Consider the following 19,960-nt stretch of genomic DNA (forward strand, 5'->3'; position numbering starts at 1 on the left):
TGTTAGGCGATCGGACAAACGTCACCGTCTACTGCGGACACTGACCCTCATACCCCTCGCCGGGCTGGTCAACCCTGGTATCCGGAATGCGACCAGAATCAGGAATGCCTCCTAGGACGGTGTGGGCGGAGTGCGCCCGGGAACAGCACGCGGCGAATCGCCGGTGAAGCTGAAACCATGGTCAGCCGGGCAGCCGCCGCCGATAGCGGCAACACGAACGTCCTCCGTCATCGACGGATTCGGGGCGCATCACCCCAGGTCGGTAGCAGCCTCTGCCACGGTCGATCGACCGTCGACGAGCGGAGCGCCGGCGGTGTCACCCGATGAGGTGTCGGATCTCGTCGACGGTGGCGGCGGACGCACGCCGCAGTGCCACGTAACCAGGGTCGTGCCCGGCCATCTCGTCGTAGCCGGCGCGGAGCCGGTCCAGTGCCTCGACGGCGGCAGCGCCGGGCGTGCCGTCGCGGAGGGTGGCCAGGTGCCGGCGTTCGGCCTCCAGGAGGGCGGCGAACCGGTCGTCGACCGGGGCGGTGGGTCGGATCTCCGCGACGGCGACCAGCTCCACCAGCGCGCGGGACTTGGCCCGCTGCACCGTCGCGTACGCCTCGCCGACCGCGCCCCGCGCCAGCAGGCAGCGCACCAGCCCCTGGTAGGCCCCCTGTCTGCCGCGCACGTAGCTGATCCGGGAGCGGTCGTCGTGCGGTCGTTCCTGGCGGCTGGCCTCGATCAGGTCCACCGCCTCGGCGTACAACGGCTCGGCCTCGGCCAGCTCGCCACGCGCGGCGTACAGGCGGGCCAGGCTCTGCGCGGCAGCGGCGGCGGAATCGAAGTGCCCGGCCGGACGGGAGATCGCGAGGCTGTCCCGGTACGCCGCCACCGCCTCGTCGACCCGGCCCAGCGACCCCAGCCGACCGGCCAGGTTGGCCAGGGTGGTCGCCTGATCGAGGCGGTCCCCGGTCGACTCCTTGACCCGGAGCACCTCGGCCAACAGGTCGAGCACCTCGGCGTCCTGCTCCGGTGGCATCAGATGGGTCAGGTCGTTGGTGGCCCGCGCCCAGCCCTGCTCGTTGTTGTTCGCGCGGTACAGCGCGGCGGCCCGGCGCATCAGCAGCATCGCCACCGAGCGGGCACCGCCCTGCACCGCGATCCGGTCCAGCGGCAGACCGAGCGAGGGCAGCGGGTCGAGCAGCCGGAGCATCTCATCGCTGCCGACCGACCCGAGTTCCCCGGTGGCGAGCCGACCGAAGAACCCGCCGAGGGTGTGCAGTGCGGCCGCCTGGGAGTTGCGATGGCCGGTGCGTACCGCTGTCGACCAGGCACGTTCGTAGGCTTCCACCGCCGCCGGCAGGTCACCCAGCTCCTCGTACAGGTTGCCCATGCCGGCCTGGATCGGCCCCTCGGCGAGGGTGCTCTTCGGACCGGGAACCCGGCGGACCACGGCCAGCGCCTGCTGGAGGTCGGCGAGGGCGCGGTGGTGGTGGCCGATGGTGGCCCGCACCCGGGCTCGTCCGGTGTACGCCTCCGCCAGGAGGATCTCCTGGCCGTCGGGTGCCGCCCCCCACGCGTCGACGAGCCGGTCGTAGCCGGCCAGCGCCGCCCGGAGTTCACCCCGCTGTCGATGGACCGCGGCCAGGATCGTCGTCGCCACCAGGGCCTCGCCGTGCGCACCGGAGCCGTCCGTGAACATCTCCTGGGCGGTCCGGGCCCGGTCGAGCGCCCGGTCGAGGTTTCCACCAGCGGAGCTGACCATCGCGTCGGCCAGCATCAGCCGCGCCCGGGCGTATTCGCTCTCCGTCGGCAGCCGGTGGGCCAGCACCACCCAGCGGCGGGCCTGCTCGACCTCGGCGGCCGGGACGTCGATGCCGAGCGGAGCCGGAGCGCGCTGCGGGAGGGCGTGACCGACCAGCGCGGACGTGCCGGCATAGGCCCGCCGGGCCGCGTCGAAGGCCGTCGAGCGGATCAGATGAGGCACGATCGGCTCGACGGCCACCCGCCCCCTGCCCGCCGACACCTCCGGGGGCTGGCGTCGGCCGCCACCGGGCGGTCCGGCGACCGCGAGTTCCACCAGGCGCTCGGCGGGAGCCAGGGCACTGGCCGCGTCACCCCGGCCCAGCAACTGGGAGACCACCACGTTGAGCAGCGACACCGCCATCTCGACTGCTCCCTCGCCGACCCAGCGGTCCACCGCCCGGCAGACCCGCCGCAGCACGTCGTCCACCGCCACCCCGTGCTCGAGGGCGCCCCGGAGTTCGTCCGGGCCGAGGCCCGGTTCCCGGTCGAGTGCGGCCCGCACCCGCAGCGCCACCGTCTCGGCGGCACCGGGCGACGTCGACGGGGCGAGCCGGATCTCGTCGACGACGGCCCGGACCAGCGCCGCCTGCGGGCCGGTCAGGTTCGCCGTGAGTGCCCTGACGTCGATCCGACGGGCCGCACGGCGCGCAGCGCGACGGTCGGCACGGCGGCCGGCGGAAGCGCCGAGGGAGGTGGCGAGTCCGTTCAGGACGATGGTACGAACCGCCGCGAACAGCGGCCCGGAGCCGGGGAGGCCGGCGCCGGCGTCCAGCCACCTCCACACCTCCGTCAGCGCGGCAGGACGACCGTGCGCGGCGGCGGCGATGGTCCGGACGAGTTCGCGGTGCCGTTGCCGTGCGTCGTACAGCGCCGCCGGCAGGTCCGTCGGAGTCGCCAGCAGGCGGGTCCGCCCGGCCAGGGCGTCCGAGGCATGGCCGACGATCCGGGCGTCGCTGTCGCCCAGGCCGGTGACGAGCCGGCCCGGATCACGGACGCCGTCGGCCATGGCCCGCAGCGCGGCAACCAGCCGCGTGCACTCCGGACTCTGTTCCTGGAGGGCCAGGTACTCGTCCAGGGCGCGGCGGGCCTGGTCGTCGCCGTCGACCGCGGCCACCAGGGTGGCGATCGCCGGCTCCCAGCGGCGCAGCGCCCTGGCGGCGGACCGGCCGCCGGCCGCCGACCGCCCGCGCAGGAGCGGCACCAGTTCGGCGAGGACCGTGGCGACCCCGTCGGCGTCGAGGCCGAACTCCGCCGTCAACGCCACGAAGTCGACCCCCTCCACCCGGTCCACCTCGGCGACCAGCCATCCGACGCTCACCGCGTCGAGCAGGTCGTCGCCGGGCGCTCGGGCGACGATGTCGTCGACCGTCGCGTCGAGTTCGGTCTCGTCGTCGGTGAGGCGGTGCACCACAGCGGCGGCGAGCCCGTGCGCCAACCGCTGTGCCGCCGCCGATGCGGGCAGGTAGCCGGCGAGCTGCCGGTGCGCGGTGGCGACCGGGTGCCGGTCCGGATGGCGGTAGGCCGCACCGAGGGCGGCCAGTTGCAGCGCGACGGCCGCTTCCCGGTCCCCCCGCGCCCAGGACACCTGCCCCCGGCCGCCCAGCACCCGGATCAGGCCGGGCCCGTCGTCGGCGTCGGTGAAGACCTCCTGGCAGTACAACAACACGGTGTCGGCGGCATCGAGTTCACCGACCTCCCGCAGCGCGGCCGATCGGCTGAGCTGTGCCCTGGCGACCTCGACCGGTGCCGCCCGTCGGGCGTCGAGGAGGTTCAGGTGCAGGTCGCTGAAGTAGAGCGCGTCACGCCACCGCCTCAGGGCGACGACGGTGCTGCGGCCGGCATCGACCAGCGCCTCCAGTACCTCGTCCCGGCTGACCACCTCGTCGACCCCGCTGTCGACCCGGTGCGCGACCCCGTCGACGGCCGAGGCAGGATCGGGCAGCAGTTCGAGCAGGAGTTCCGCGATCCGGGGCAGTGCCTCCTCGTCGTGGCCCAACTCGTGCAGCAGGCGTAGCTGCTGCACCTCGGCGGCGTGTCGGCTCCACGGCCCGACCGGCGCCCTGGCGGCCAGGTCACGGGTCTGCTCGTTGGCGGCGAAGGCGGCCCGGAACCGACCGGTCCGGACCAGCACCTCGGTCAGGTGAAGGCCCGCCTCGAACGCACCGCGCAGGTCCGCTTCGCGCAGCCGGTCGGCGAGCAGCCCCCGCAGCATCCGTTCCAGCTCCGGCAGCGGCAGCTCGTCCAGTAGACGCCGCAGCCCCTCCGGGCCGGATCCGTCGTGCCGGCCGGTCCGGGCATCGCTGTCGCCGGTCATCGGGCTCCCTCCGTCACTGGTCATCGGGTTCCCTCCGTCGCTGGTCGGTCAGTCGACGACCACGTGCACCGCACCACCGGCGGTGAGGGCCAGCAGCCGGTCGACCCGGGCGCTGGAAACGGCCACCACCAGGGGGTACGGATCGCGGTCGAGCCGGTCGAGCACCAGTACGTCGACGAAGCGCTCCGGTGGTGCCGCCGGCCCGGTCTCCGGTGCCGGCGGCACCACCACCAGGGTCACCCGGGCGCCCCGCCCGATCCGGTCGGCCAGGCCGGCGGCGGGCAGCGCCACGATGGTGCGACCGACCAGCATCCCGTCGGGCAGCTTTGGCCCCAGGTCCCCGGTGCGCAGCGGGCGGCCCTTCACCACCGGACGGACGGTGTAGCGGCCGAGCGAGTCGACGATTTCCTTGTTGTCCGGTCGTCCCCGCACGTCGGCGGCGGTCAGCACGTGGAACGCCGGCAACGACCGGGCGGCCACCGGGGTGCCACCGGGCCGGCCCGCGGCGACCACGGCCGCCACACCCCCGAGCAGCAGGACGACCACGAGCGCGGCCGCCCGTACCGGAAAGAGCCGGCGTCGACCGGCGGTCCCCGGCACGGCATCGCCCGGGGGAGCGTCGGCGGGCGACGGCACGGCGTCGTCCGGGGGAGCGCTGGCGGGTGAGGGGGCGGTGTCGCCCGGGGGAGCGCTGGCGGGTGACGGGGTGGCCGGTTCCGGCTGCCGGGGCGCCCCGGACGGCAGCGGGGACGCCGGCCGGTGCGGCCCGCCGACCTCCGCCGGCTCGACGGGCTGCGGGTAGCGCAGGGCGGAAGCCCGGTCACTGTCCGGCCAGCCGGCGTACCAGACCTTGCCGAGTTGGAGCCACTGCTCCCGTTCCGCGCCGAAGCTCGGTGGCAGCTCCAGCCGCATCGCCTCCAGCAACGCGAACCGGTGCACGTCGAACGCGGTCCGGACCAGCTGTGCGTACGGCACCGCCGCCCGCGCCGCCGCCCGGTAGCCCAGCAGGGCCACCCCGATGCCTCCCCACACGCAGGCGAGCGCGCCGTACCAGGGCAGGACCGCCGCCGCCAACCCGCCACCGAGTAGGGCGAAGCCGGCACCGAGGACACTGATGGTCACCGCCGCCTCCAGGCCGGTGGCCGCGCTGGAGAAGGCGGCGACGAACTGCTCGGGCAGCACCACGTAGAGCCTGGGCCAGGCGGCCACCCCGTCCAGTCCGTACCGGTCGGCGTGCTCCTCGGCGGCGCGCAGCGTGTTGCCGAGCCGGGTGGGCAGCACCCGGTCCGCCCGGCGCGGATAGCCGAGGAAGAGCGTCGGGTCGCCGCCCGTCCGACCGGCGTGCACCCGCTGGTGGCGGGCGGTCATCTGCCGACCGAGCCAGGTCAGGCCGGGCAGCGCCGGCCAGTATCCGCTGAACAGCCGGAGCAGGTCGGTACGGTAGCCGGCCAGCAGTTGCCCGAGCAGGATGGTCAGCAGAGCCAGCGCGACGACCAGCGCGGAGCTGCCCTCGGTGCCGAGGCCGCCCCACCAGACGCGGGCGGCCCCCCACCCGACCCCGGCCACGACCACCGTGCCCAGCGCGCCCACGAAGACCAGCAGCGGTAGCCAGACTGTGGTCAGCCGCCGACGATCCAGCAGCGCCGTCGCGGACTCGAAGAGGACGCCCACCGGGTCACCACCAGACCGCTCGGAGCTGGTGCCCGCCGGCCACGCAGTCCTGCTCCGTCTCCGGGAACTCGTCGAAGTGGTTGAGCGCGCCGCAATACTGGCAGAAGACCCGGATCGGCAGCGTCGGGGGCCGCAACGACCCGGCCAGCAGCGAATCGTCCATGCTGACGTGCGCACTCAGCGGTTCGCTGCCGTAGGTCGGCCACGCGGCACGCCCCAGGTGCCGCAGCACCTGTTCGGCGAGGGCCTCGGCGGAAACGACACCCATCGGACGCCCGGACTCGTCGACCACCACCAGCGCCGGGAGCTCACTCAGCAGCCGGATGAGAGCATCCGACGTCAACAGCTCGTCCACCGGCGTCGACGCCGCGATGAGCAGGGCCGGACCCCGGCCGCCCGGGCCGGCCACCCAGCGTGGTGTCCCCCGCCCGTCGACGCCCAGGGTCAGCTCGTCGGCCCGCTCCGGCGGCCCGTGCTCGGTCTCGACGATCCGATGGTCGGTGAGCATCACATCCCGTGCGGTCAGGCTCATGCTCCCGTTTCCTTTCTGCTTGGCCGGTCCGGCCCAGGGGCCGCACCGGTCGAGGACCGTCCTGCCACGGCGGGACGGTTGTCGCGTCGCACCCGCTCAGTCCCAGTCTCCGACGAGGACGAACGGTGCCCAGAAGAAGAAGCTGTCGTACAACCGACGGTCGAGGTCGACCGGGACACCCTTCCCGGCCCTGGCCAGGAAGCGCGCCCGATACAGGACACTCTCCACCCGCCGGCGGTCCCGTGCCGTGCCGGCCAGGCTCAGGGCCACCTGCGCGGTGTCGGTCGCGCCGGCGAAGTCCCGCGCCACGAGCCGGATCCGCGCCTCCGCGAGGGCGAGTCGCGCCGCCGCCGGATGGCTGGTCCCGGCGCTGTCCCGGGCCTGCCCGACGTACGCGAGGACGTCGGCGACGGTCCGCCGACGCAACCACGACTGGGCCCGGTGGAGCGCCACCACGGCCGGCGACCCGTCGCCGAGGCCCCGGTAGAACTCGTCGAGCAGCATCGCCGTGGAGAGATCGTCGACCTTCCAGAGGCTCACCAGCACGGCCGGCGCACCGGCATGGAGCAGCGCCCGGATCAGGCCGAGCAGTTCGTCTCCCGGCCGGGTGTCGGAGACACCGGTACGACACGCGGCCAGCACCACCAGCGTCCCGGTCAGTCGTAGGCCGAACATGTCGGTGGCGGTGAGGCGACCGTCGGCCAGCTCGACGCCGGAGGCCATCGGCTCCTCGGGATCGAAGACGCCGTGCGCGCCGATGTGCAGGATTCCCGGCGGTGGCCGGTGTCCGGCACCGGCGGTCGCCGCGTCCGGGGCCGGGCGGCCGAGCCGACGCAGCAGTGCGGCCCGGCTGGCCCCGGCACCCTCTAGCCGGTCGCAGTCGAACCGTCCGGTGAGCGCGGTGGCGTGCACCATGCCGAAGGTCAGCGGTTCGGTGCCGGGCGGGTCGGCGACCACCAGCGCGGTCGACCGGACGCCACGCCGGTTGGCCCGGCAGTAGCGCAGCACCGAGGCGCTCGGCGTGTAGACCACCGGGTACGCGTCGGCCAGCCGCACACCCCGACACGGTACGGCGTGCAGCGGTACCCGGTGCAGCGGCCCGTGCGGCACCAGGCAGATCCGGTCGCCGGGTCGTATCCGGTCGAGGACCGGTGCGACCAGACCCACCAGGACCGGATGGTCGAGGAGAGCGTCCGCCTGCTCCAGTGCGGCCGGATCCCCGGCCACCCGGTCCAGCGCGAGCGCGAACCGCACCACCAGCGCGGCGAGCTCCCCGGTGTCCACCGGCAGGCTCACCAGCTCCGGCTCGGCGCGTTCCGCGGTGACGAGGAAGATCAGTGCCTGGTCCCCGGTGAGGTAGTACTCGACCAGGACCAGCCGCCCGGTCGGGGGATCGCTCGTCTCGGAGGGGGACGTGCGCGGGTCCATGGTTCGGCTCCCGTCGGTAGGTGGGTGGCTGCCCGGGCATGGCTGTGGGGGCGCTACGGTCCGTCGATCTCCCGACGTACGCTGTGCGCTTCGTCGTGCCGCCCCAGGTGGGCGAGCACGTTCGCCAGCACGGCCAGGCCGGCGCGCAGTGATCTGGTGTGGACGGCAGGTCCCTGGGCTGCTCTCCGGCGATAGATCCCGACCGACTCGGTGAGGGCGGCCAGCGCCTCCTCCCACCGGTCGAGGCCGGTCAGGATGCCACCGAGGTTGCGTAACGACAGGGCGAGGTCGGGTTCGAACGCGCCGGGGTTGGTCGTGGCCAGCCGTCGGCGTACCTCGACGGCTTCGGTGGTGGCGGTCAGTGCCTCCTCCCGCAGCCCCAGGCCGCTGAGCATCGCGCCGAGGTTGTTCAGCGACAGGGCGAGGTCGGGTTCGAACGCGCCCGGGTTGGCCGTGGCCAGCCGCCGCCGCACCTCGACGGCCTCGGTCGTGGTGGCCAGCGCCTCCGGCAGTCGCCCCAGCTCCGACAGCCGGACGCTGAGATTGTTCAACGAGGTGGCGAGGTTGGGCTCGAACGCGTCCGGGTTCCCCGCGGCCAGCCGTCGGTAGACCGCCACCGCCTCGGTGGCGGCGGCCAGCGCCTCCTCGCCCTGCCCCAGCTCTGACAGCCGGATACCGAGGTTGCTCAACGACATGGCGAGGTCGGGTTCGAACGCGCCCGGGTTGACCGCGGCCAACCGCCGCCGGATCTCCACGGCCTCGGTGGTCGCGGTCAGCGCCTCGGCCCGCCGCTCCAGCTCCGACAGCCGGACACCGAGGTTGTTCAACGACATGCCGAGGCCGGCTTCGAACGCGCCGGGGTGCACGGCGGCCAGTCGCCGGTAGACCTCCACGGCTTCGGTGGCGGCGGTCAGCGCCTCCTCCCATTGCCCCAGCTCCGCCAGCATCGTGCCGAGGTTGTTCAACGACTTGGCGAGGTCGGGTTCGAACGCGCCCGGGTTCCCCGCGGCCAGCCGCCGGTAGATCTCGACGGCTTCGGTGGTGGCGGTCAGGGCCTCCGCCCGCCGCCCCAGCCGCGACAGCCGGATCCCGAGGTTGCCCAGCGAGGCGGCGAGGTCGGGTTCGGACGCCTCCGGGTCGGCCGCGGCCAGCCGTCGGCGGATCTCGACGGCCTCGATGGTGACGGTCAGCGCCTCCGCCCACCGTCCCAGACCGGCCAGCACGGCACCGAGGTTGTTCAACGACATGGCGAGGTCGGGTTCGGACGCCTCCGGGTCGGCCGCGGCCAGCCGTCGGCGTACCTCGACGGCCTTGATGGTGACGGTCAGCGCCTCCGCCCACCGTCCCAGACCGGCCAGCGTGGTGCCGAGGTTGTTCAACGACATGCCGAGGCCGGCTTCGAACGCGCCCGGGTCCGCCGCGGCCAGCCGCCGGTGGACGTCGACAGCCTCGGTGGTGGCCGCCAGTGCCTCCTCCTGCCGGCCGAGTTCCGACAGTCGGATGCCGAGGTTGTTGAGGAAGCCGGCGAGGTCACGGATGTGGGCGGGTTCGTCGGCACGGGCCAGGGCGCGCTTGAGGGCGACGGCGTGCTGGCAGTAGGTGAGGGCCTCGGCGCGGCGGCCGATTCTGCTCAGGCGCAGCTCCAGGTGCCAGGCGGTGGTGGCCAGCTCCGCGGCCACGGTGGTGTCACCGAGCAGGTGGGCCTGCTGGTAGTGGTGGTAGGCCTCGCGGAGGTCGTCGACGTCCTCGTCGGCGGACTGCGGCCACGTCGCGACGCGCCACCGCCAGTAGTCGGCGGCGCGTCGGTGTGCCCGGGTCAGGGCGGTGGCGTCGCCCCGGGACCGTTCACGTCGGTGGAGCTCGGAGGCGGTCCAGCGGTGGACGAACACGTGTGCCTGACCACCGGGGGTGGTCGCGGTGAGCAGGCTGCTGGCCGTGCAGGCACCCAGCGGCGGGGCCAGGTCCACCTCCACGCGGACCGGCGGTGTGGGGCGTACCGCCAGGTGCGGTTCGAGCAGCGCCCGCACCGGCGCGGGTAGCCGGGTCGGGTCGATCGGCCCGGGTGGAACCTGTGCCCGGGTGAGGATGTCCTGGACGGTCTGCCGCGCGGTGTGGACGGCGGTGGTGTTCGCGGCGTCCGGGTCGGGTACGCCGAGCTGGAAGGCCAGGGCGTGGTGGTCGACGGCCCGGCGGTAGATGGAGGCACCCCACAGCAGCGCGCGGGCGTGGGGTGTGCCGTCCAGGTCGGTGAGCAGGTCGTCGAGCAGGACGTCGTCGGCGGCCAGCGCGGCGGTCTCGGCCAGCGCGGCGTCGAGGTCGCCGTACTCGGACAGGTAGCGGTCGATGTCGGCGGTGGGGTGGCCGCGGGCGGCCAACCGGGCCGTGGCGGCGTTGAGGAGGCGGATCCGCACGTCGGCGAAGCGGGCCTGTCCGCCGGCCAGCAGCGCGTCGAGGTACTCCAGGCAGCGGGGATGCCCACCGACGGCCCGCCACACCTGGTCCAGGTGGGCCTCGTCGAGCCGGTCGAGCTGGGGCAGTGCCCAGGCCAGCTTCAGGGTCTCGGCCGCCGACAGCGGCCCGACCTGCTGGAACGTCAGCGCGTACTCGGCGTGCCCGGGCAGGGTGAACCGGTAGCGGCTGGTGACCAGCAGCCGGGCGGCGCCGGCCGTGGCGGCCAGCCCGGCCAGCAGCGCCGCGAGATCCGGGTCCGCCACCTCACGGCGTCCGCCGTCACCGGCCGGGGTCAGGTTGTCCTCGAAGTTGTCGACGACCAGCAGCAACGGGACCGTCGGCAGCACCTGACGGTCGAGGATCTCCAGCCGACGCCGCCAGCTCAGGTTGCCGTCGTGGGCCTGCCGGAGCCCGGCCAGCACGCCGGGGGCGGCCCAGACCGGGCGGGAGAGCCGCAGGGCGTCGGTGACGGCCTCCAGGATCGCGGTGATGACCTGGTCCACACCGACCTGGTTACGCACGACCGCCACCAGCCGGGCGGTGTCCACCTCGACGATCCGGGCGATCAGCTCGTCGGCCAGGGTGGTCTTGCCGACCCCGCCGACACCGTGCAGCACCACACCGGCCGTCGACCGGCCCAGGAGCCGGGCCGGCAGCCGCCGCTGCTCCCACCGACGCCCGACGACGTCACCGGGCTGACGGCGCAGCACCCCGGCAGCCGTCGGGGTGGTGACCCCGACCAGGCCGGGCCGGGTCGGGTCGATCACCGGGAACGAGCCGACCCCGGCCAGCACGCTGACCGCCGCCCACTCACCCAGTCCCGGCGTCCGCCCCGCACCGTCCACGATCGACTGTTCCAGCTCCTGCTGGACCTCGCGGCGGGCCTGCGCCGCCGCGGCGATCACGTCCGCGCCGGGGTCGGCGGCCACGTTCTCGTAGATCTTGGTGAACATGCGGGTCGCGTACACATCGGTGATCGCGGTCTGGCTCGCGATCACCACGCTCGCGCCGGCCGCCAGCAGACCCGCCGCGAACGACCCCCCACCGACGGACGACACCCCCGCCTCGGCACCCGTGTAGCAGGCCGCCAACACGACCACCGGCGGCATCCGACCCACCGGGACCGCCTCCCGCACGAACTGCCCGACATCCACCCGCCGGGCCGCGCCGGTCTCGTCCTCCACCTCCAGCACACCCGGCCCACCGTGACCGGACAGGTGCAGCACGTGCGCCGGCCACTCGGTCAACGCGGTCCGGATCTCCCTCGTCGTCGCGAAGTGCACGATCCGGACCTCGGCCTCGTGTGCCCGTGCCCCCCGCACCGCCCGCACGACGTTGCGCAGCTCCCGTTCGTAGTCGAGCAGCCCGCCACCGCCGGACAGCGGCGAGGAGATCGCCACCACGATCCGCAACGGACCACCCGTCGGTGCCGCCACCACCGCCCCGACCCTGCGGTACAGGCGAACCGCACCGTCCAGGGCCAGCGCCGACTCCGCACCCGGCAGCCACAGCGTCTCCCACGGCAGCCGGGCCAGCTCGCCGTCCACCTGCACACCCAGCCGCACCGGCTGGTCCCGCCCCCGGGCCCGCGCGTACTCCTGCCGCAGACCCGTGACGACGGCCTCCGGCAGCAGATCCGCCGCCAGCAGCCGCCCCACCGTCCCGGCCGCCGCCCCGACCGGATCCCCCACCGGCGCCGCCACGCCCCGGACCCCCACCAGCTCCGCCCGCGCCCGGACCAACCGGGCCACCGCGTCCGCCAGCGCGGGCGACACCCCCCGATGCCGGCCCGACACCACGACCTGCCCGCCGGTCAGCTCGACCTCACCGTCGCCGCCGACCCGCAGCACCAGATCCGCCGCCGCGGGCGCCGCGACCGCCCCGGCCGGGCCGTCGCCGTCCTCGGCGGGCACGTCCACCAGCGGCTCGACCCCCGGACCCAGCAGCTCCCCGGGGCCACCCTGGCCGGAGAGACAGGACTCGATCCGGACCGCCGTCAGGAACCCCAGGCCCTCCCGCCGGTGATGGGCCGACACCACGCCCACCACACACCCGTCGACCCACACCGCGGCGCCCGACATCGCCTCCCACGGCGAGACATCCGCATCCGGATCCGCACCGGGCGGATCGACCCGGATCTCGAGGGTCCGTGACTTCGGATTGGACAACCCGGCGATCGACCCCACCGCATGGTGCGCCTCCCGCACGAGCGCACCGTCGGACGCCCGGCGCAGCTTCCACCGGGGAAACCCGACGACGTGCGCGGTGACCCGTCGCGCCGTCGCCGTCAACCGCCCGAACCGGACCGGCGTCACCGACACCCCGTCCACCCGCGCCAACCGCACCAATGCCACGTCCGCCGCCGGGTCACACCACGCCACCGTGCCCGGAGCCGACCACTCGCCCGGCCGCTCCGCGTCGAAACGCACCGTCACACCGGCCCCGCCGGTCACCACGTGTGCCGCCGTCAGGACCAGATCATCGCGGACCCGGTAACCCGACCCGCGCCCCGCCGAGCCGTCCCCCCGGGCGACGATCACCTCGGCGACCCGGTGCGCGGCCAGCGCCTCCCACCGTCCCCGCCCGGACACCTCACCACCCACCGGTCACCGCTCGCCCTGCTCCACCGCACCGGAGATCAGCGGCGGACGGTCCGGCTCGCCCGCCCGGCGTGGCTGCAACACCACCGTGATCCGCTGGGTCACCACCGACGCCCGCCTCGCCCCCCACTCCGCATCCACCACCATCAGCTTCGCCTTCACCCCGGGCTGCGACGACTTCTCCACCACCACCGTCAACTCCAGCTCCACCGGCCCGGCCTCGAAACGCAGGTCCGTGTGCTCGCCCGCCCACATCGCACGACTCAACTCGTGCCGTAGCTGCCAGATGAGATCAGCCAGCTCGATTCCGTCGTCCACCCCGACCCCCATCCTCCATCTCGGACCCGACAGTCAACCGCACACCGGCCACCCGCGCCCGTGCCGGACATGACTGGATCCGCCCGGAGTCCAGGATCCGACAGGGGCGGCCGGCACCGCCCACCGGCACCGCCCGGTGCCGACGTCGATCCCCGCGACGACACGGCTCCGCAGGTCGGTCGCCGTCCCGGCCCGGGTGGACCCCACCCGCACCACCGTCGACACCCGTGGCACGCCTCTCTGACCGCGCGCCTACCGTGGGGCCGGACCGGCGGTGCGCCGGTCCGCCCGAGCAGACAGGGAGTGCCGTGAACGAGGACGCTGTCTACGCCGCCGCCCGCAGGGTGCTCGACGTGGGTCTGGCCGGTGACGGGTCGGCCTTCACCCCCGGCCGGGCGGTGTGGACGGCTCAGGCGGCCGACCAGCTGTACGCCCGGTTCGTCCAGCAGCCCGACGCGGGCCGGGGCAGCTTCGTCCGCAAGCTCCAGGGGCAGCTCGCCGGGGCGTCGCCGACGGCGGTGCAGCTCATGGGCGAACTGATCTACCTGCATCTGCTCCTGCCCCGGGAGATCGGCGGACCGGCGAAACGTGCCGTGATATCCGGGGCGCTGTCCCTGCTGCCCGATCCGGTCGACATCCCCGCCGACCTGGACGCGGTCCTCGACACGGGCGTGGTCCGCGCCGGTACCGCCTACCTGACGCAACGGGACCGCCAGCTCGCCTGGCTCGTGCGGCTCGTGCGGGCCTGGAAGCACCTGAGCGCCGACCGTCGGCGGGCGGCCCTGGGCGACCCCTGGGAGTTCCGGGGCGTGCTGGACGGACTGCCGATCAACAGCGCCTACAGCCAACGCAACATCCTGCTGAACCTCGCCTTCCCCGACACCTTCCCGGCCGTCGCCTCCCGGCGGCACAAGAAACTGATCGTGGACGCGTTCGCCGACGAGCTGCCGCACCGGACCGGCGACGTCGACCGGGATCTGGCCGGACTACGCACGGTGCTGTCGGCCCGGGACGGAACCCCGGTTCACTTCTACCGGCCACCCTGGGTCGACCGGTGGCGTCGGCAGGCCGCCCCGACCGGCGACGGCACGGGGCGACGCGGCTGGCTGGTACGCGGGGCGAAGGTGCACGGGCACAACCTGGTCGGGCAGTGGCTCGCCGAGGGGTTCTGCTCGATCGCCTACCCGGGGGTGCCGGAGCTGAGTCCGGGCCTGTCGAAGGTGGAACTGGACCAGCGGTTACGGGAGGCGTTGCCGGACTTCTCGCCGTCCCAGCGCGGCCTGCACGTGGGCGTGCTCGACCGGTTCCTCAACCGGATGAGCATCGGTGACGTGGTGGTCACCGTCGACGGAGCCAGGGTGCACGTCGGCACCGTCGCCGGCCCCGCCACCTGGCTGGACACGCCGGGCGGCCGGTCGAACCGGCGGCGGACGGTCAGCTGGGTGGATCCTGACGCACCGCTGACGCGCGACGAACTGTCCGCCGGGGCGCGGAACAAGCTGTCCGGGCAACTGACCGTGTCGGACCTCGGCAGCTACGTCGCCGAGTTCGCGGCCCTCGCCGACCTGGACGACCCGCCGGCGGTGCAGGACGCCATCGACCCGGCCGCGGTGGCCGGGGCGGCACTGCCCGAGGTGGCCGGGGCGGAACTGCCCGAGGTGGCCGGGGCGGAACTGCCCGAGCCCACCGACGAGCTGGCCGCCGAGCTGCTCATCGACCGGGAATGGCTCAGCGAGACGGTCGACCTGCTGCGGGAGAAGAAACAGATCGTGCTGTACGGGCCACCCGGCACCGGCAAGACCTACCTCGCCCAGGCGCTGGCCCAGTTCCTCACGGGGCAGGCCGACGACGCCTACCGGCTCGTCCAGTTCCACCCCTCGTACTCGTACGAGGACTTCTTTGAAGGTTTCCGCCCCCGGGCCACCGCCGACGGCGGACTCGGCTTCGCCCTCGAACCGGGGCCGCTCAGGCAACTCGTCGCACAGGCGAAGGACGATCCGTCACAGGTCCACCTCCTGATCATCGACGAGATCAACCGGGCGAACCTGGCCAAGGTCTTCGGCGAGCTGTACTTCCTGCTCGAGTACCGCGACCGCGGCATCCAACTGCAGTACTCGCCCACCGAGGACTTCGCCCTCCCGCCGAACGTCTACCTGATCGGCACGATGAACACCGCCGACCGTTCCATCGCCCTGGTGGACGCCGCCATGCGCCGCCGGTTCTACTTCCAGCCGCTGTTCCCCGGCGAGCGGCCCCTGGACGGACTGCTCCGCGCCTGGTTGACGAAGCACGACCTCCCCGCCGACCGCGCGGACCTGCTCGACGAGCTCAACCGCGTGATCGGCGACCGGGACGCCGCCGTCGGCCCGTCCTACCTGATGACGACCCGGGCCGCCACCGACAAGGGGCTGGCCAGGATCTGGCGGAACGCGATCCTGCCCCTGCTGGAGGAGCGCCACCTCGGCGACGGGGTCGACGTCGACCTCCGCTACGGTCTCGACGCACTGCGCAGACGTCTGGAGCAGCAGACCGCCCCCACCGGGGTTCCACCGGCCGGCGAACAGACCGGCGACCCGGCGCAGTGGCACTGATCAGCCTCCGGGAGCACCAGACGCACGAGGGCGAGCCGACGACGTCGGCGCTCGCCCGGGCGATGGGTGCCACCGGGCTCGTCGACACCTCACTCACCCTCGACGGGCGGCTGCGGCTGCGGTCCGGTTCCCGGGTGGGCGCGGTCCGCGTCACCGCCGCCGACGAGCACCTGGAACTGCACGTACGGCCGAAGGTCGGCATCGCGCGGCTGCTCTGGCTGCTCGGCCACGCCCGCGACCCCGGCGGCTGGCGTACCGAACCCGTCGGCCTGACCCCCGACCAGGATCTGGTGCCCGCGATGGCGGTCGCCTTCGCCACCGCCGCGTCCCGGGCTCTCGCGCCCGGGGTGTTGTCCGGGTACCGCACCGTCGAGGAGGCGACGCCGCTGGTACGCGGCCGGATCAGGGAGGCCGACCAGCTACGCGCCCGGCCGGGGCTGGCCCTGCCGGTGGAGGTGCGCTACGACGACTACGACCCGGACGTGCCGGAAAACCGGATCCTGCTGTCGGCGGTACGCCGCCTGCACCGGCTGCCCGGCGTTCCCCCGGCCACCCGCAACGCCCTGCACCGTGTCGCGGGGGCACTCGCCACCGTCACCCCCCTCACGCCGGGTGTCCCCGTGCCCCGGACCGTGCCCAACCGGTTCACCGACCGCTACCAGCCGGCCCTACGGCTGGCCCGGCTGATCCTGGCCGGGGCCGGCATCGAACACGTCCCCGGGTCGACCCTCGCGACCGGCTTCGTGTTCGACCTCAACACCGTCTTCGAGGACTGGCTGACCACCGCCCTCGGTGGGGCGATCACGACCCGCCACGGCGGGACCGTCGCCCGCCAGCACCCGGTGCGCCTCGACCACGACCACCTGCTGCCCCTGGTACGACCGGACATCACCTGGTGGGACGGGCGACGGTGCCTGGCCGTCGTGGACGCCAAGTACAAGTCGCCCGGCACCACCCCGCCCCGCGACGACGTCTACCAGCTGCTCGCCTACTGCACCACGCTCCGGTTGACCCACGGCCACCTCGTCTACGCCGCGCCCGGAGCAGGGCCGGCGAGCTACCGACTGCACGGCAGCGGGGTGCGGATCAGGGTGCACCGGCTCGACCTGTCGGCTCCGCTGCCGCACCTGCACGAGCAGGTAGACCGGATCGCCGAGGCGGTGGCGACCACGCACCGCGACGCGGCCGACCGGCTCAGTTGAGTGCGCTGTTCATCTCCCGTTCAAAGTTCGGATCGAGTGGCGTCCCGCGGACGACGACGGGGTACAGATACGTGAGGATGACTTTCGAGACCTCGTAGTAGTCCGGTGTGATGGGGCGGGGCCTGGCCTCCTCGACTGCCGCGAGCAACTCGTCCAGGTACCGGATGCGCTGCACCTGCGGTGACTTGTACGTCGACCTGGTGGTCGGTACGAAGCGTCCGTCGAGCAGGAGCCGCTGCTGCGTCTCGGAGCTGGTGAGGAACTTGATCAGTTCGATCGCCTGGGCCTTGTGCCGGCTCTTCTCGGCCACCGCCAGGTTCTGCCCGCCGAGGATGCCGGGTCCGAACAGCCTGCGGACCTCGGGTTGCGGCTGGATGTCGCCGAACCACACCGGCCAGTTGCGCATGGCGGCAGCCTCCTTGCGCCCGAAGGCCAGCGCGGTCTTCTCCTCGGCGGACCTGCCGGAGCCGGGGGGATACCAGAGCTGACCATCAGCCACCTTGCCCCGCACCACTGTCAGCGCCTTCTCCCACTCCGCCTGGACGACCACTGAGGGGGTGCCGTCCTTGTTCAACAGATTCTGATTGACCGCCAGTAACTGTTCGAGGATGTTCACCACGAAAGCCTCGTCCTGGCTGAGCTGGATGGCGACCCCCCGGTGCGCTGCCGGGCCGGCGGCCAGTGCCTCGGGCAGCTCCGCTGCTGTCTTCGGCACGGTGGTGCCCGCCGGAAAGAACAGCAGACCGACATCCGAGTTGTACGGCAGTGCATACAACCTGTTCTGCCAGTTGCAGGTCAGCAATGGGTTGGGGAGGAAATCCCCGAGCATGCCTTCGGTGATCGGATTGGGAATGTCCGGTGCCTTCTCGTCCAGTGTGACGAGCAGTGGACTCCCCTGCGCCTTGGCGTCCGCGAACTCCGCCAGGTGGACGGAATCAAGGTTCACGATGTCGACGCGCTCCGGTGCCGCGGGATCGAGATAATCACGGAACTTGGCGCGTTGAACGTCGGTGTTGCCTTCGACTTCGAGGATGTCGGCCGGAATATCCGGGTGCCTGACGTTCCAGTCGTTGACCGCCTGCTCCCGGGCCTTGTTCTTGCTTTCGTCGGCTCCGCTGGCGATGAGCAGTTTCTCCCCGGGCGGAAGCGGCGCGAACGGGTCGGTCGTCGGGTCGGCCACCGGCGACACGCGCGTCGGCGCGGGTGTGGATCCGGGTGACCCGGACGTGGGGAGGAAGGTGGCCGAGAACGCGGTCATGACGACCCCGATGACGGTCGCCGCGGCGAGCGGGAGAAGGGGAGGCGACAGCGACCCTGATGGTCTCATCGGCAGGTTCATGAGATCGTCCGGCTTCCCGTGGCGCTGGGTCGACGGCCGGTGCGCGTCAGCCACGCGCCGGTGGCGAAGAAGGCCGCGCAGGCCAGCAGGCCGGTGACGACCCCGGCGCGCAGCGCCCAGACCTCGGAGTGGCCGGACCGCACGATGGCGGCGCAGGCGACCCCGATGGCGAGTGACCAGAGCAGGCCCCAGGCCAGGTACGGCAGCGTCAGCCGGGGATCGGGCGCGGCCGGCTGCGCCTCCGGCTCCGTGAGGCTGTCCAGCAGTCCGGCGATGGTCGCCGGGTGGGCGTAGTTCTTGAAGATCGGCCGCCGGCCGGCGTACCCGTGGGCCTGTCTGGTCGGCAGGGGGAGACCGCTGGCCTCCAGTCGTTCGTGGGTCCGTGCGGCGACCTCCTCGATGCTCACGAACGGCCCCGCGCCCGGCACGCCGTCCTTGCCCAGCACCCCGACGAGTTCGTTGGTGAAGGCCGTGAGTCCGGTCGCGGAGTCGGCGCGGGCGGCGCGGTTGGGACCGGTGGCGGCGAGCACGAACGTGCCCTCGATCGCGAGGTGACCGTTCAGCGCCCCCATGGTCCGGGTCGCGTTGCCGGCGTAGCAGCAGTCCAGCACCAGGATCTTGTTCGGGGCGCCGCAGTGGATGAGGGCGTCCCGCAGGTGCCGGTACTCCAGCGCCGTCGCCTGTCGGTCCTCGGCCGAGCCGGAGTGCGTGAGGTACAGCTCGTCCGGGTTCGTCGACGAGCAGAACCCGTGCCCGGCGTAGTACACGAACAGGGTGCCGCGGCACTGCGTGCCGGCGCTCTCGATGGCCGTCAGGATCTCGTCCGCCGACGTCGGGTTCATCACCGCCAGGCACCGCACCGGTTCCAGTCCCCACGGCACGTCCTGCCGCAACATGGACCCCAGCTTGGCCACGTTGGCGGAGACGCCGGGGAGGTTCCGGCCACGGTAGGACGGGTGCCGGTAGGTGGCGGTGCCGACGAGGACGGCGTGCGACAGGGCGGGATCGCCCACCGGATGCCGCTCAGCGTTCGTCATCGTCGGCATCCGTCGGTGATCCCGACACCGTCCCGGCCACCGGCGGCGAGTTCCGACCGGAGGGGACCACGTGGTCGCCGATGATGGTGACGTTCCCCTGGTAGGTGATCGTGACCACGAGATCGCCCCGGCCCTTGGCCGCGCGGGCGTCCCGCCACGCCTCGACCGCCACGACCAGTTGGCCCAGCCCGAGCCCCGACTGGAGGATCACCAGCAGGGTGTCCAGGTCCCCGACGCCCATCAGGGTGGCGTCCGGATCGTCCTCCGGCCGCAGCCGGGAGACCGGCCACCCGCCGCCGAGCATGGTGTTGCCCCGCAGCCAGCTGGCCAGCGCGTCGAGTTCGCGGTCCGCCCCGCGTCCGGCGACCTGCAGGCGCACCGAACCCGCCGGCCCGGTGGCGGGGACGTCAGGTGTCGGTGTGACAGCACCCATGTGAATCAGCTCCTGAATGCCGATCTGAAAAGACCGTGACTTTATCATCTCGCCCGGTGTCAACAGGACTTTCAGCTCGGTCACTGTATGATCGTTCGGCAATGATCAAATGATCTTTGCCTGGATGCCGGGAACATAACATGAAAAATCTTATATCAGGTATACAAAGGTGAATGTGTGGGCGGGACTGTCCGCCGCTCCGGGTCGGGAATCCGACAGCTGGTCGACGGATGCCCGGCCGGGGCTACCCGGA

The 19,960-nt window shown here is 73.1% G+C and carries 11 protein-coding genes; 2 read left to right on the plus strand and 9 right to left on the minus strand.

What is annotated here, in order from left to right; genetic code table 11:
- Nucleotides 1-316 precede the first annotated feature (316 nt).
- From O7612_RS11795 to O7612_RS11820, 6 genes are all read right to left on the minus strand, one after another.
- Nucleotides 317-4,105: a tetratricopeptide repeat protein gene (locus O7612_RS11795; RefSeq protein WP_282273043.1), complete on the minus strand. Its 3,789-nt coding sequence runs from the start codon at nucleotides 4,103-4,105 to the stop codon at nucleotides 317-319.
- Nucleotides 4,106-4,153: 48 nt separating this feature from the next.
- Nucleotides 4,154-5,776: a hypothetical protein gene (locus O7612_RS11800; RefSeq protein WP_282273044.1), complete on the minus strand. Its 1,623-nt coding sequence runs from the start codon at nucleotides 5,774-5,776 to the stop codon at nucleotides 4,154-4,156.
- A gap of 4 nt (nucleotides 5,777-5,780) precedes the next feature.
- Nucleotides 5,781-6,308: a hypothetical protein gene (locus O7612_RS11805; protein WP_282273045.1), complete on the minus strand. Its 528-nt coding sequence runs from the start codon at nucleotides 6,306-6,308 to the stop codon at nucleotides 5,781-5,783.
- Nucleotides 6,309-6,404: 96 nt separating this feature from the next.
- The gene (locus tag O7612_RS11810; RefSeq protein WP_282273046.1) at nucleotides 6,405-7,736 is read right to left on the minus strand and encodes a CHAT domain-containing protein; all 1,332 of its coding nucleotides are present in this window, start codon (nucleotides 7,734-7,736) and stop codon (nucleotides 6,405-6,407) included.
- Nucleotides 7,737-7,789: 53 nt separating this feature from the next.
- Nucleotides 7,790-12,778: a tetratricopeptide repeat protein gene (locus O7612_RS11815; RefSeq protein ID WP_282273047.1), complete on the minus strand. Its 4,989-nt coding sequence runs from the start codon at nucleotides 12,776-12,778 to the stop codon at nucleotides 7,790-7,792.
- A gap of 15 nt (nucleotides 12,779-12,793) precedes the next feature.
- On the minus strand, nucleotides 12,794-13,105 hold the full coding sequence (locus O7612_RS11820; protein WP_282273048.1) for a trypco2 family protein: 312 nt from the start codon (nucleotides 13,103-13,105) through the stop codon (nucleotides 12,794-12,796).
- A gap of 308 nt (nucleotides 13,106-13,413) precedes the next feature.
- Here O7612_RS11820 and O7612_RS11825 point away from each other — a divergent pair, with 308 nt between their 5' ends.
- Both O7612_RS11825 and O7612_RS11830 read left to right on the plus strand, forming a co-directional pair.
- A complete protein-coding gene (locus O7612_RS11825) occupies nucleotides 13,414-15,696 on the plus strand; it encodes an AAA family ATPase (RefSeq protein WP_282273050.1) in 2,283 nt (760 codons plus the stop codon).
- On the plus strand, nucleotides 15,687-16,898 hold the full coding sequence (locus O7612_RS11830; protein WP_282273052.1) for a restriction endonuclease: 1,212 nt from the start codon (nucleotides 15,687-15,689) through the stop codon (nucleotides 16,896-16,898). The genes O7612_RS11825 and O7612_RS11830 overlap by 10 nt, the downstream gene beginning before the upstream one ends.
- Here the strand turns inward: O7612_RS11830 and O7612_RS11835 are convergent.
- The 3 genes from O7612_RS11835 to O7612_RS11845 are packed head-to-tail and all read right to left on the minus strand — an operon-like array spanning nucleotide 16,891 to nucleotide 19,707.
- A complete protein-coding gene (locus O7612_RS11835) occupies nucleotides 16,891-18,291 on the minus strand; it encodes an extracellular solute-binding protein (protein WP_282273054.1) in 1,401 nt (466 codons plus the stop codon). The two genes, O7612_RS11830 and O7612_RS11835, sit on opposite strands and share 8 nt — an antisense overlap.
- The gene (locus tag O7612_RS11840) at nucleotides 18,234-19,274 is read right to left on the minus strand and encodes a caspase family protein (protein ID WP_282273056.1); all 1,041 of its coding nucleotides are present in this window, start codon (nucleotides 19,272-19,274) and stop codon (nucleotides 18,234-18,236) included. Before O7612_RS11840 ends, O7612_RS11835 begins: the two co-directional genes overlap by 58 nt.
- Complete coding sequence (locus tag O7612_RS11845; protein WP_282273058.1) at nucleotides 19,261-19,707, minus strand: hypothetical protein; 447 nt, start codon at nucleotides 19,705-19,707, stop codon at nucleotides 19,261-19,263. Before O7612_RS11845 ends, O7612_RS11840 begins: the two co-directional genes overlap by 14 nt.
- Nucleotides 19,708-19,960 lie beyond the last annotated feature (253 nt).

The sequence above is a fragment of the Micromonospora sp. WMMD987 genome (genome assembly GCF_029581435.1).
Lineage (GTDB): Bacteria > Actinomycetota > Actinomycetes > Mycobacteriales > Micromonosporaceae > Micromonospora > Micromonospora rifamycinica.